At 58.4% G+C, this 13455-nt stretch carries 13 protein-coding genes; 9 read left to right on the top strand and 4 right to left on the bottom strand.

What is annotated here, in order from left to right:
• Window positions 1-6: 6 nt before the first annotated feature.
• The 3 genes from clpS (at window position 7) to lptG (ending at window position 2912) form a co-directional block, all read left to right on the top strand.
• On the top strand, window positions 7-438 hold the full coding sequence (gene clpS / locus AB731_RS04800; RefSeq protein WP_082126394.1) for an ATP-dependent Clp protease adapter ClpS: 432 nt from the start codon (window positions 7-9) through the stop codon (window positions 436-438).
• A gap of 91 nt (window positions 439-529) precedes the next feature.
• Window positions 530-1825 carry an LptF/LptG family permease gene (locus AB731_RS04805; protein ID WP_456236325.1) on the top strand — a complete coding sequence of 432 codons (1296 nt, stop codon included), beginning with the start codon at window positions 530-532 and terminating at the stop codon, window positions 1823-1825.
• Complete coding sequence (gene lptG, locus AB731_RS04810) at window positions 1815-2912, top strand: LPS export ABC transporter permease LptG (protein WP_047092203.1); 1098 nt, start codon at window positions 1815-1817, stop codon at window positions 2910-2912. Before AB731_RS04805 ends, lptG begins: the two co-directional genes overlap by 11 nt.
• Window positions 2913-2945: 33 nt before the next feature.
• Here lptG and AB731_RS04815 read toward each other — a convergent pair whose 3' ends face one another.
• The gene (locus AB731_RS04815; RefSeq protein WP_047092202.1) at window positions 2946-4031 is read right to left on the bottom strand and encodes a fatty acid desaturase family protein; all 1086 of its coding nucleotides are present in this window, start codon (window positions 4029-4031) and stop codon (window positions 2946-2948) included.
• 165 nt (window positions 4032-4196) lie between these two features.
• Between AB731_RS04815 and AB731_RS04820 the strand changes: the two genes are divergently transcribed.
• The 3 genes from AB731_RS04820 (at window position 4197) to AB731_RS04830 (ending at window position 7049) form a co-directional block, all read left to right on the top strand.
• Window positions 4197-5351 (top strand): hypothetical protein, encoded by a 1155-nt coding sequence (locus AB731_RS04820; protein WP_047093020.1) that lies wholly within the window; start codon window positions 4197-4199, stop codon window positions 5349-5351.
• A gap of 180 nt (window positions 5352-5531) precedes the next feature.
• Window positions 5532-5918: a response regulator gene (locus tag AB731_RS04825; RefSeq protein ID WP_047093019.1), complete on the top strand. Its 387-nt coding sequence runs from the start codon at window positions 5532-5534 to the stop codon at window positions 5916-5918.
• A gap of 336 nt (window positions 5919-6254) precedes the next feature.
• Window positions 6255-7049, top strand: coding sequence for a response regulator (locus AB731_RS04830; RefSeq protein ID WP_047092201.1), 795 nt, complete (start codon window positions 6255-6257; stop codon window positions 7047-7049).
• On the opposite strand, the gene AB731_RS04835 is transcribed toward AB731_RS04830, so the two are convergent.
• The gene (locus AB731_RS04835) at window positions 7046-8434 is read right to left on the bottom strand and encodes an MATE family efflux transporter (RefSeq protein ID WP_047092200.1); all 1389 of its coding nucleotides are present in this window, start codon (window positions 8432-8434) and stop codon (window positions 7046-7048) included. The two genes, AB731_RS04830 and AB731_RS04835, sit on opposite strands and share 4 nt — an antisense overlap.
• A gap of 187 nt (window positions 8435-8621) precedes the next feature.
• On the opposite strand from AB731_RS04835, the gene AB731_RS04840 reads away from it, so the two are divergent.
• On the top strand, window positions 8622-9206 hold the full coding sequence (locus AB731_RS04840) for a (2Fe-2S)-binding protein (RefSeq protein ID WP_047092199.1): 585 nt from the start codon (window positions 8622-8624) through the stop codon (window positions 9204-9206).
• A 48-nt stretch (window positions 9207-9254) separates the two neighbouring features.
• Here AB731_RS04840 and AB731_RS04845 read toward each other — a convergent pair whose 3' ends face one another.
• Window positions 9255-11309 carry a TonB-dependent receptor gene (locus tag AB731_RS04845; protein ID WP_231638846.1) on the bottom strand — a complete coding sequence of 685 codons (2055 nt, stop codon included), beginning with the start codon at window positions 11307-11309 and terminating at the stop codon, window positions 9255-9257.
• A gap of 187 nt (window positions 11310-11496) precedes the next feature.
• Between AB731_RS04845 and arsC the strand changes: the two genes are divergently transcribed.
• Both arsC and AB731_RS04855 read left to right on the top strand, forming a co-directional pair.
• A complete protein-coding gene (gene arsC / locus AB731_RS04850; RefSeq protein ID WP_047092197.1) occupies window positions 11497-11841 on the top strand; it encodes an arsenate reductase (glutaredoxin) in 345 nt (114 codons plus the stop codon).
• A gap of 96 nt (window positions 11842-11937) precedes the next feature.
• Window positions 11938-12576 (top strand): class I SAM-dependent methyltransferase, encoded by a 639-nt coding sequence (locus tag AB731_RS04855; RefSeq protein WP_047092196.1) that lies wholly within the window; start codon window positions 11938-11940, stop codon window positions 12574-12576.
• A gap of 22 nt (window positions 12577-12598) precedes the next feature.
• Here AB731_RS04855 and AB731_RS04860 read toward each other — a convergent pair whose 3' ends face one another.
• Entirely contained in the window at window positions 12599-13435 is an 837-nt protein-coding gene (locus AB731_RS04860) for a glycerophosphoryl diester phosphodiesterase membrane domain-containing protein (protein ID WP_052768829.1), read from the bottom strand.
• Between the last annotated feature and the right edge of the window lie 20 nt (window positions 13436-13455).

The following is a 13455-nucleotide window of genomic DNA, read 5'->3' on the forward strand; positions in this document are numbered from 1 at the left end:
TTCCTCATGAACTGCGATTATCCATCCGATTCTGCCCTGCCGTGGGCTGTAACCTGCATTGCTGCCGGGCCAGATGATGGCGCTGATGCTGGTGGCGGGGACTCTGGCGACGGGGACTCTGGCGATCCGGGTTCAGGAGATGAAGGTCAGATCGGGCTGGCAACCAAAACGCGGACCAAGCCAAAGAAGCCCAGCATGTACAAGGTGCTGATGCTGAACGACGATTACACTCCGATGGAATTCGTTGTGCTTGTGCTGAAACGCTATTTCCGGATGGATCTGGAACAGGCGACGCGCGTGATGCTGCAGGTCCACCAGAAGGGCGTCGGCGTGTGCGGTATCTTCCCCTATGAAGTCGCCGAAACGAAGGTCAATCAGGTGATGGATTTCGCCAAGGAAAACCAGCACCCGCTGCAATGCACGCTGGAAAAGGCCTGAGCGCACAAACATGAGCGCACAAACAAAGGTTTCATGCGGGGCTGACCTGCCCCGCAAATGCCGCTAAGGCACGGATAGCTTCCGCAACAGTGTGAAACCCTTGTCCCGCTTCATTACCGCAACAGACCGCTATATCTTCCGGCTCGTTATCGTGCCGATGATCGGCGTGTTCGTGCTCGCGGCCAGCTTGCTGCTGCTGGAAAAGATGCTGCGCCTGTTCGAATTTGTCAGCATGGAAGGCGGGCCTGTCGGTGTCGTTTTCAAGATGCTGCTCAATCTTATTCCCGAATATGCAGGGCTTGCGATCCCTCTGGGCCTGATGCTGGGCATATTGTTCGCCTTTCGCAAACTGGCCGTGTCGAGCGAGCTGGATGTGATGCGGGCAGTTGGCTGGTCGTACAACCGCCTGCTGCGCGTACCCTATCTTATCACCATTGCACTGATGGTGCTGAATTTCGCGATCGTCGGATTTATCCAGCCGCAATCGCGCTTCGCCTATGAAGAGATGGAATTCGAACTGCGTTCCGGCGCGTTGGGCGCATCGATCAAAGTCGGGGAATTTAATTCCATAGAGGACCGCATGGCACTGCGCATCGAGGGCAGTGAGGATTCGGGCCGCGAATTGCGCGGCATTTTTGCGCGGCTGGCCGATGACAACGGACAGGTCCTGTCCATTACCGCGCGAGAAGGGCGCTTTCTTGCCAATCGGGAGGATCGCAATACGATCATCCTGCGGTTGATGGACGGTACAATTGTGCACGAGGTGGAGAAAGGCTCTCCGCGCGTTCTAAGCTTCAGCCAGCATGACTTGCCGATAGATTTGCCTGCGTTGCAAGAATTCCGTGAACGCGGAGAAGATGAACGCGAATATGTGCTGCCCGAACTGCTCGAAATCGGATGGAGTTCTAGCAGCACGGCGCAGGAACGCGTCGGCAGCCTTGCCAATTTCAATTACCGGATGGTCGAAGTTGTGATGATGATCATGTTGCCGCTGCTGGCGGTCGCGCTGGCCATCCCTCCCAAAAGATCGACCAGTTCGCTTGGCGTATTTCTCTCGATCGTGATTGTCGTCGCTTATCACAAGGTCAATCAATACGGCGCGGAAGTCGCCGCTATTGGCCAGCTTGATCCGTTCCTGGCTCTCTGGGGACCATTCGCGGTCCTCGCTGCGATGATCGGGTGGATGTATTATCAGATTGCCTATGTGCCTGGCGGGCAGGCGATTGGCTTCCTCGAGACATTTTATTCCAAGATCGGCCGCGCCATCGGCCGCCTGTTTGGCCGCGAAAGGTTGAAGGGCGTGGTTCCGGAAAGCCAGTTCGGCGAGGATGAAGAAGCTAACGAGGCCATCGAAGCGGCCTTGCAGGAGGCGCGCGGTGCTGCTTGATTTCTTTCCCTCACGGCGACTGACGATTTATCTCGCCAAGATGTTCGCGCTGCGCATCATTGCAGTGCTGGCGATGCTGGTTCTGGTATTGCTGATGCTCGACCTGCTCGGAAAAACCGGGAACATTCTTGCCGTAGACGGCAATGGCGATGCCGAAATCTGGAAATATGCTTCGCTGCGCGCACCGCAACTGGCGGCGCGGTTCCTGCCCTATTCGGTTCTGCTGGCAACGATCATCACGCTGGCGGGGCTGAACCAGAATTCCGAAGTGATTGCGATGAAGGCCGCGGGGCTTTCGGCGCATCAGATCCTTGCGCCTCTGTTGCTTAGCGGGATGGTAGTTTCGGTTATCTCCTTCACATTTAACGAACGCGTCGTTACGCGCGCCAACGCCACGCTGTCGGCCTGGGAGAATGTTGATTACGCGGCTGTTCCTGTTGAACCGGCTTCGCGCGGCAATGTCTATTTCAGCGACGGGCGTAATATCTTGATGGCGGCCAGCGCATCGGGCCGGGGTGAGCAGACGGTGTTTACCGATGTCACCTTTTACGAACGCGACGATAACGACATGATCGCGCGTCAGATTCGTGCAGAATCCGCCAGCTTCGCCAATCCCGGCTGGCAGTTGCAGGGCGCCGTCGCCTTCTCCGTGGCGCGCGCACAAACGCAGGAACTGGGCGATGTAATCGTCGCGCCCGGCGTAACGCTGGGCCAGGTGGAGCTTGGCCGGGTCAATCCCGATGCCGAGACCTTGCCGCAGCTTTCGCGCAGTATCGCGGCGCTTGAATCCTCCGGCCGCCGCACAAGCGAGCTGGAAGCGAAATGGTGGCACAAGATCTCGGGTCCTCTGTCTGCCATGCTGATGCCGCTGCTGGGCGCTGTCGCCGGGTTTGGCCTTGCGCGATCAGGTAACCTTTTCGTCCGCGCTGTGATTGGCATGGCGCTTGGCTTTGCCTATTTCGTGGTCGACAATGCCGCCTTGGCAATGGGCAGTTTTGGTGGATACCCGCCGCTGCTGGCGGCATGGGCGCCGTTCTTCCTGTTTCTGCTGGTTGGTGAAACTGTCTTGGTACGCACCGAAGAATAATCACGGGCACAATCGCGCCTGCTGACAAAGTGACTAGTCGCTCCGGCCCATCGTGCTTTTGGCGATCCGCCCGACAAGCGGCCACATACCCCGGTGGCTCGCTTCCTCGAACGTCGAACCGGCGCCCAGATGCGCGCTGATGCGGGTGTGCGCTTCATGCAGCGAATGGTACGGCATCGAGGGGATCAGGTGATGGACAGCATGGTAGCGCAGTCCGACAGGTGCCCAGATCGCCGCAATCGTCCGGGGCACGTTGACGCTGTCGAGATATTGCGCGGTCACTGTCATCGCTTCGCCATCATTCTCCCAGAGATGGGCCACCAGCGTGCGCAGTTGGTTGAACACGGCAACGGCAGCTGTCACGCCCATCGCAACAAGCAACGGCTTCCAACCGAGCCACAGCGGCGTAGTCATCAGAAGGATCGCCCAGAAACTCGCGCCCGCTTGCTGAAACAGGAACCAGCCGCGCTCCTTGTCCTCCGGCGGACGACGGCGAAATTCCGGATTGATGGCGAGGGTGGAAAACCTCTCCCATGCGAAACGCCGTAGCGGGGGAACAAACAGGCCCAGTGGCGCTATCACGCCCCAGCGTACGATCAGCGCAATTGGCGCCAGTGCAGCAACCAGCACGAACAGCGGCAGGCTCCACGGTTTCATCAATGCCAATGGCATATATTCCGGGTCTTCCACCGTTCCGTACCGCGTGCGGGTGTGATGAATGCGGTGGGGGCCTTCATACATCAGGCTGGGCGTCAGCATCGGCATTCCCACCAGCATGTTCCACGCGGTGCGAAAGCCGGGCAGGGCATCGCGGTGCAGGTGACTGATTTCGTGAATGAACAGCAGTGCGCGGTAAAGTGCGAACACGGCGACTACGGCGCTCAGCAATGCCAGCCATACCGGCTCCAGCAGGATAGCGCCTGCCAGCGCGCTGTATCCTACGGCGGTGCTGATAAGCATGTCCGGCCAGTAAATTTCAGGTCGCGCGGTATTGATGTCGCGGGTCAGCTCTACTGCTGCGCGCAGCATTGCCTTGTCATCCGGAATTTGCGCATGCACGCGGCGGCTTCCGGCGGCAGGGCCGGCAGCGGTGTCTTCAGGATGTGTCGTGGCGCTCATCGCGTTACAAACTTTCCAAATGGCCCTGCGAAAACTGGCCAGTGCAGTGGCGCATTCGCTGTGAACCTTTGCCAATAGCGCAATTGCCGCGCGCTTGACATACCGCCCCAAGCACAAGCAGGGCTTCTGCCACATGAACAAGGCTTCTTGAACAAAGGCGATAACGTGAGCAGCCAGATAGATATCGTGCCGGTTTCGGGCAAGGGAGACCTTAGTGCATTTATCGATTGCGCTTATCGACTGAATGCAAATGACCCCAACTGGGTGCCCCCTTTGCGCGCCGATATGATCGAATTGCTCACCCCGGGGAAAAACCCGTTTCACGAACATGCCAAGATGCAATTGTTTATGGCGAAGCGCGGCGGCGAAGTCGTGGGACGTATCTCGGCCCATTATGACGAGCTGGCGCTGGCCCAGCCACCGGAACAGGGCATGGGGCCGGGAACTGGCAATTGGGGAATGTTCGAAGCGGCAGACGCGGATGTGTCGGCAGCGTTGATTGCGCGGGCCGAAGACTGGTTGCGGGAACAGGGCATGACGCGGGTTCTTGCGCCTATCAGCCTATCGATCTGGGAAGAGCCCGGGCTGCTTGTAAAAGGGCATGATCATCCCCCCATGCTGCTGACCGGTCATCACAATGCCGCGTATCAGGGTTGGGTCGAAGGCCAGGGCTATGACACGGCAAAGCGCCTGTTCACCTATGATCTTGATGTCAGAAAGGGCTTCTCTCCGCTGATCAACCGCATCGTGACATCAGGAGAGCGCAGCCCGCGCATCCATCTGCGAACTGTCGACAAGAGCAATTTCGCGCGGGATGCCGCGATCTGCATCAAGATCCTGAACGATGCGTGGTCGAAGAACTGGGGCTTTGTACCTTTTACCGAAGCCGAAATTTCCTACGGCACAAAAAAGCTCAAACCATTGATACTCGAAGGCGCAAACATGATTGCCGAAGTTGATGGAGAGCCTGCCGCTTTCATGCTGGCATGGCCGGATATCAATCAAAAGCTGAAGGAATTCGATGGTAAGCTGTTGCCGTTCAACTGGGCAAAGCTGCTTTGGTGGCTGCGGGATCCGCCCCAGGCCTCGTTTCGTGTTCCGTTGATGGGCGTGGTGTCGAAATACCAGAATTCCCGCCTTGCCAGCCAGCTTGCTTTCATGATGATCGAATACATTCGCCGTTATGCCATGGACGAACATAATGCGGAGCGCGGCGAAGTTGGCTGGGTGCTGGAAGACAACCAGGGGATGGTTGCCATTGCGGACGCCATCGATTCCAAGGTCAATCGCGAATATCGTATCTACAGCAAGACTTTGTAGTCAGACCGTTCATGGATATTGCTTGCTGGCCGGGGAACCACTTTGGACCAGTCAGCGTTTGGACCGCAGATGCTAATGTAGCATCCGGAGGGTCCCTGTGTGAAATCGCCGTCGTTCAAGAAAACCAGCGCAAAACCTCGCCCGCAGAGCAAAGAAAAACCGCAGGCGGAGCGAACTGTATTGAACCGGGTTCTGCTGGTGGAAGATGATCCAATTCTGGCGATGGCACTGGAGGATGCGTTCCTCAATGCCGGAACCGCTGATGTGGTCATATGCCAGAGCATGAAGGCCACCGTCCAGGAACTGGAAAAGGGCAGCCGCCCCGATGCGATTGTTCTGGATGTGCATCTGGCAGACCGGGACGATGGCTGGGCTATCGCAGAACTTGTCGACATGCTTGGTCCGCGCCGACCACGCATCGCGTTTTCGACTGGATCGCCAGACGAAATTCCGGCTACGATCGCGGAAATGGGGCCGGTTTTCGAAAAACCCTATGATCCTGACCTGCTCGTCGCGGAGCTGGCTGCAGGACGCAAAAAAGGCCTGTTCGCCCGCCTGCTTGGCTAATGGTGTCTAACAGGATGAGCGCGTTATCATCCTGATAGCTAAGACAGTTTCCTAGAATGTCTCGATCATAACCGAAAAAAGGCCCCCGCTCTGGTGAGCGGAGGCCTTCGGGATCATATCACCGCCGCTTGGACGGGAGGGGGGGGTCTCGGCGGTGATGTAGCTTAAATGGCCGGCCCGATTTTCAGTTCCCGGCGGTTTCACGATTTTCGAATCTTTTTTCGTGGCAGTAGGATACAAGACCAAATACCATCGGTCCCACCTGGCAAAAAACTAGCTGGAACCGAGTGCCGTACAAGGCGTTCATTGTCGATCAACACTTCCGGAAGGGTAAATATGTCCATTGGGGCCGAAGTAGCAGCTCATCTTCCTTTTCTCCGCCGATATGCTCGCGCGCTGACAGGCTCGCAGTCAACCGGCGATGCCTTTGTTCAAGCCACCTTGGAGGCCGCTTTGGCCGATGAAGAGCTGGCCACATCGCTGCGCGGCGGACGCGTTCCGCTGTACGCGGCATTCAACAAAGTCTGGTCCAGCGCCTATATGGAAGTCGCCGATGCCGGCGCGGAAAGCGGCTCGCATGAAGCTGCGGCGCAAAACCAGCTGAAGCGTATCACTCCGGTGAACCGGCAGGCGTTGCTGCTGACTACGGTTGAGGATTTCTCGCCCGAGGATGCCGGCAGCATCATGGGTATGGCCGTAGATGATGTGAACACATTGGTGAGCGAAGCCGTGGCTGAAATTCAGCGCGAGAATACCACCAGCGTTCTTATTATCGAAGACGAACCGCTCATTTCGATGCAGCTGGAAGATCTCGTTCGGTCGCTCGGCCATGATATTTGCGGCACTGCTGCTACCCGCACGCAGGCACAGGAAGTCGTGGCCGAGAAAACGCCGGGTCTGGTACTGGCTGACATTCAACTGGCGGATGGATCATCGGGTCTGGATGCAGTCGACGATATTCTTGCCATGGATAGCGTGCCGGTGATTTTCATCACTGCCTATCCCGAACGATTGCTGACAGGTGACCGGCCAGAACCGACTTACCTGATCACCAAGCCATTTCAGGAAGACACTGTGCGCGCCGCGATCAGCCAGGCGCTGTTCTTCGGCACCAGCCGCCCGCTCGACTAATCTGGGCCGGCGCCCGGGCCATCTGCGTCCGGGCGCCGCCACAGCACCCACCATGCGATAGCCGCAGCCGCGAGTCCGCCCAGAAGATTGGCGGCCAGTTCCGCTATATACACCGCCTTGGTGTCCAATATGGCTCGGGCAAGCCACGCGACGGGAACCATCACCAACACCACGCGCGCAATTGACAAGGCAAGCGCATTGGATGCCCGGTCTATTGCATTGAGAGCTCCGTTAACGGTGATCAGCACGCCGAATCCGGCATATCCCCAAACCGAAATTGCCAGATATTCCGTGGTAGCGGACAAAACCTGCGGTTCGTCGCTGAACAGGCCGGCGAACCATTCGCGCGCCATAAACAGGACAACTGCTGCTGCCAGCCCGTAGGCGATGGCCGCGATACCCGCCTGAACCAGTGCGCGGCGGGCCCGGGCGTATTGCTGCGCCCCCCAATTTTGCCCGACGATCGCTCCGATAGAGCCGGACAGCGCCAGCAAAGGCACAACGGCAAAGCCCTGCAACCGCCCGCCCGCGCCAAAGCCGGCAACGGCGGACTGGCTTTCTGCTGCAAGAAATGCGGTAAGGATGGCGAGCCCGGCGGGATTGATCGAATTGGTGAATGCCGCTGGCCCGGCAACACGCGAAATTGCGGAAAGCTGCGTCTTCCAGTTACAATTTCTCATGGCAGACGGCGTGAACGGCAAATCGTGCCGTCCAAGCAGCCAGAAAGCAAACGTTATGGCAATCAGCCACCCGCCTATGGTGGCATAGGCCGCGCCTGCCACGCCGTAACCCTCTATGCCGAATGCTCCGGTGATCAGGATTGGATCGAGTATCCAGTTGGCGGCGGAATAGACCAGCAGCACCAGGGTGTTGCTTTTTGCAGCGCCTTGTCCGCGCAGCACGCCGTTCATGCCCATCATCGCCATCATCAGAGGGAAACCGATCGCGAAAGGTCCCATATATTCGTCGATTAATGGCAGAATGGCAGCATCGGCCTGCATCAATACGAACAGCGGCTGGCGCAGTGCATATATCAACACACCCACCACCAGTCCCGAGACCAGTCCCAGCACCATGCCAAGATTGGCGCGGGCAAGCGCGCGGTCCCTGTCGCTTTCGCCCAGCGCGCGGCTGACTACTGAATTGATCCCCACCATCACGCCCACGCCAAGGCTTTGCAGCGCGGTAATGACGGGAAAGATAAAGGCAATCGCAGCCAGTTCGGCAGAACCCAGCTGGCCGATGAAATAGGCATCGATAATGCCGACAGACATGATCGCTGCCACACCCACGACACCCGGCGCGGTCTGGCGCACCAGGTGGCCGGCGATGGAGCCATCAATCAGCTTTGCGCGGCTGCTCTGATTGTCGGAAGTTTCGGCCATGAGCCTCCGTTAAGCGCAACCGGAATGGCTGCAGGCTGGCCCTAGGACGGCGGTGGAAACCGATCAACTCCCGGTGGGTTCTTGCATGCCCGTCGTTGACGGAAGGCTGCGACGCTCTCGACTTAGCTGGTGACTTGCGCAAAGGTGCATCTGTGATCCAAAACCGGCGCAACTGACGGAAGCCCCTATGCCCGCAATGACCGTGAACGAACGGCCCGTCGAGTTCGACATGGACCCCGATACGCCGTTGCTGCACGCGCTGCGCGATGCGGCAAACCTGACCGGTGCCAAATATGGCTGCGGCGTGGGCGATTGCGGGGCGTGCATGGTGTTGGTGGATGGAGAGGCGCTGCGCAGCTGCCTTGTCACCATTGCGGAAGCAGAGGGCCGCTACATCACCACCATTGAGGGGTTGAGCCGGGACCGTTCGCATCCGGTGCAGCAGGCTCTGGTGGCAGAACAGGCGATCCAGTGCGGTTTCTGCACCCCGGGGATTGCCATCGCTGCTGCCGCGCTTGTGCGCCGCAATCCCGATCCGAGCATCGAGGATATCCGCCAGGCAATACCCAACCTGTGCCGGTGCGGCGTCTATCCCCGGCTGGTAGAAGCGATCCAGCGCGCTGGCCGCGTCACGCGCCGCCGCGAAACAATCAGCGCCGCGCCTGCACCAGGAATAGATCCGGCCGACGCGGCTCGCGCTGTTCCCGCTATGCGCGGAGCGGATGTCGAGGGTGGGCCACCTTCCGCAGCGGACCAGGCTTCAGAACCCTAAGGTTCAGAACCCAAAGATTCAGAACCCCAAGATTCAGAACCCAAAGATTCAGAACCTTAGCCGCGCACCGAAGCTGGCGTTCAACGGAGTGCCGGGCTGGATGTTGTTATCGCCGTGTGCAGAAGCGTAATAATCTTCATCCAGCAGGTTTTCGATATTCACTTGAAATGACAGCGTATCCGTCGCTTTGAAAAAGATCGCTGCATCCACGCGGGTATGGGCGGGCAGGACAACGGCATTGCTGTTGCTGGCAAACTGATCGGACAGGTGGATCAGTCCGGCACCCAGGCCCCAGCGGTCGGTCACATCATAATGCGCCCAAGCGGTCAGGTGATGTTCCGGAACTTGCTGTAACACAGTGCCGATGCGCGCCGGATCGGGATTGTCGCTGATTTCGCCGTCGAGATAGGTGTAGCCCAGGCTGACAGAAAGGCCATCGACCGGTTCACCCACCAGACCCAGCTCAACCCCTTCGACCCGGCTTTCACCATCAAGCGTCGTCAGGCTGGTGAGCGGGTCAACGGCAGGCGTGTTGGACCGTGTCAGCTGGAAAATCGCACCGGTGACGAGCAGCCCGCGGTGTGGTGCCCACTTCACGCCCAGTTCGATGTTCTCGAACACTTCGGGCTCCAGCGCCTCTGCCTGTTGGCTGAGCACTGTGAACTGGTCGCCGCCTGATGGCAGGAAGCTTTCGGCATAGCTGGCGTAAATGGAAAGATTATCCTGCGGCTTCACGATTACGCCGAAACGCGGACTGACACGATCATCCACGCGCGCGCCATCAAAGTTGGCCACGAGATCCCGGCTTTCCAGATCGAAACGGTCATAGCGAAGGCCTGCCACTATTTGCACAAGGCCCAGATCAAGCTGTTCCTGTGCATAGAGCGAAAATGTGGAAAGCTGCGTCGCGCTGGCTCGCTGGGGTGCGAGCGTAAATGCGGGCACTGTGATCGTATCTTCGAGAGCCACGGTCACGCTGGTGTCCGCACCGTTGTTGAACAGGGCCCGGTCACGGATAGAGTCGGTGTCCGACGAGGTGGCTTCAGCTCCCAGCAGCAAGGTATGCCCGATCGTGCCGGTTTCGAACTGGCCGACGATATTGACCTGCCCGATGACATTCTGCCGGTCCGTTCCGCTTTCATATCCCGAAAGCGAAACAGTCGTCTCGGTCGCGTTGCCGGGCACGATGTTGCTGTAGAATTTGTCGTAATCTGCAAACTGCAGGCTGGCATTGATGCTCCAGCTTTCGCTGAAGGCGTGATCAATGCGCGTGCGCGCGATATGCACCTCAACGTCGCTGTAATTGTATTCAGTATCGCCAAAGAAGGTTTCATCGAAGCCGGTCAGCGGCAGGCCGTCCAGGCTCGGCACGCCGCGGTCCACGACGCGCTGGTCGTCGTCATAGGTATAACTGGCAGTTAGGTTAGTGTTTGCACCAAGCTGCGCAGTCAACGTGGGAGTGAAGCCGTAGAACCGGCCTTCATAGGCGTCACGGTGATTGGCGAATTCTTCGTATGTGCCGGTCAATCGAAAGGCGAGTGCGTCTGTTGCCGGCAAGTTCAGATCGCCGGTTAGCGCGAATGCTCCGAATGTGTCGACCTGCGCGGCTGCGCCAAATTCTGGCGCGTCGAAACTGGCGATCTTGCTGACCCGGTTGATCGCGCCGCCGCCTGCGCCGCGCCCGAAGATTAGGGCATTGGCACCTTTCAGCACCTCCACCCGCTCTATGTTGTACAACGAGCGGTAGTATTGCGCATCATCGCGCAGACCATCGAGATAAAAGTCAGCCGTGGTTTCCTGGCCGCGAATGAAGACTTCATCGCGGTGACCTTCGCCGGTTTCCATGGTCACGCCGGGCACGAACCGCAGTGCATCACCAAGCTGGGTGACGCCCTGATCCTCGATCTGATCAATCGTGAGGACGGTGATGGCCTGAGGGACATCGATGATCGGCGTGGGTGTGCGGGTCGCGGTGCTGCCGTCATTGCCGACATAGCCCTGCAAATCACCGGTCACGACGATGTCATCGGGCAGGTAAACACGCTGGGGATCTTCCTCTGCCTGCGCTGCAACGGGCAAAAACGCGGCCGCGCTGGTAAACAAGGCAAGACGGATGGCGGTCGTACGGATAGGAAATTCCTTCGTTCTTCTCTTTGCGAGACTCGGTTATTGCGACTGATTTGCAAAAGCAGCCCTAATGAGAATGATTATCACTGACAACAGGAAATGTGCGCTTGGCGGCAAGTTTTTCGCGCGCTAGGCGCGAAGTCCACACAGGAGAATCAATCCGATGAAGGCAACCATCTGGCACAACCCCAAATGCGGCACTTCGCGCAATACGCTGGCGATCCTGCAGGAAACGGACGGCGTAGACGTTGAGGTAGTCGAGTATCTCAAGAACCCGCCAACCCGGGACAAGCTCCGCCAGCTGTTTGCCGATGCCGGGATTACCCCTGCCGAGGGGCTGCGTCTCAACGGGACAGACGCGAAAGAACGCGGTCTTCCAGATGCCGATGCAGACACGGTGCTGGATGCCATGGCGGCAGAGCCCATCCTGATCGAGCGACCGCTGGTCGAGACAGGAAAGGGCGTAAGGCTGTGCCGTCCAAAGGAAAAAGTTACCGAAATCCTTTAAGCTGGCGCGAGCACGGTAAGCTTTCCGGCCTTGCAAAGCGGATGCGGCAATGCGAACGGTTTGCCGACATTCGGGTTAGAAGGACGATATCGCAGCATGAATGGCAATGAACTGGCGCAAGAGCGCCGCCCCGGCCTGCGCAAGCGGATTTCGCGCGCGCTGGGGCCTGCTGGCGTGTTCTTTCGCGGTTTTCTGGAAGAACCGCGCATGGTCGGATCGATTATCCCATCGTCCGGTGTTACCATCGATGCCATGCTCGCGCCCGTTGACTGGGAACGCTGCAAACTGTTTGTCGAATATGGCCCCGGCGTGGGCACATTCTGCCAGCCAGTGCTTGACCGGTTGCCTCGTGACGGGGAATTGCTGGTCATCGACACCAACCCGCTTTTCATTGATTATCTGAAACGCACAATCCGCGACAGTCGCTTCCATGCCGTGCTTGGATCAGCAGAAGACGTAGAAGCGATCGTGCGTTCCATCGGGCATGATCACGCAGACTTCGTACTGTCCGGCCTGCCATTTTCCACGCTGCCAGCTGGTGTCGGCAACAATATTGCAGCGGCCACACATCGCATCATCCGCGAAGGCGGTGCTTTCCTTACCTACCAGTTCAAAGGCGTGGCGCGGGACCTTACCGCACGGTATTTTCCGCGCGTGGATACCGGATTTGTCTGGCTCAACATTCCGCCATGCGTTCTTGCATGGGGCTGGAAAGAAAGTGCCGAAGGAGCCTAACGCCGCTGCAGGCTTGTAATGATCAGGCGAATGTTTCCTTGGTCGTTTCGGCAGTGCCGCCTGACAGCTGGCGGTGTACGGCGGCGAGAACTGCCATGAAAATGGACACTGTCACCATGCTGACGATCGCCCCGCCGATGGCGCTTGCGAAAAGTCCGACCTGTTCACCCATGATGCTGAAAATCGCCCACACCATGCCTGTAATCGCGGAAATCACAATCAGTACGAGAATGAGCAGCAGGTAAAACGCGAACAGGCGGAAGGAATTGCCTTTCGTCAGCTGCCATGAACGGCGCAGGGCGGTGAACGGATTCATCACCTTTTCGATGGCAATGACCGGGGAAGTGAGCGAAATCTTCACGTACATATATACGGCAAAGACCATCCCTATCAGGGCCAGCAACGCGCCGATGCCTGGCGCGATGAGTGCGCCCAGGCCGGCGGGCAGGGCGATCGCAACCACGAGAAGCAGGCCGCCCAGCAACTGCACGCCGATATAGGGAATCAGTGCTTTTGCACCAAGTTTCAACGCTTCTCCTACTGTCGGCCGCGCCGAATCGGTAAGCAGGGCAAGCAGACTGAGCACACCGGCAGCCTGGAACAGCGCCAGCAGCACGATCACCCACCAGATTTCCGCATACATTGCGGTGAACATTTCCAGCATTGCTTCAGGGTCGGGCTCTGCGCCGGACGCCGTCATCGCTTCCAGCTCTGCGGTCGCCTGCGGCATGGCGAGCGAGGCAATGGCGTTAGGTAGGAAAAAGAACACACCGGCGATAATCAGAACCACGTCCTTGTTCGCGACAAGCATCGCGACCGCGTCGTTCCATGCCTTGCCCATATCCAGCTTAATCGCCATGCGTATTCCCCGTAATGACC

Origin of the sequence: Aurantiacibacter marinus (assembly GCF_001021555.1) — a bacterium.
Taxonomy (GTDB): domain Bacteria; phylum Pseudomonadota; class Alphaproteobacteria; order Sphingomonadales; family Sphingomonadaceae; genus Alteraurantiacibacter; species Alteraurantiacibacter marinus.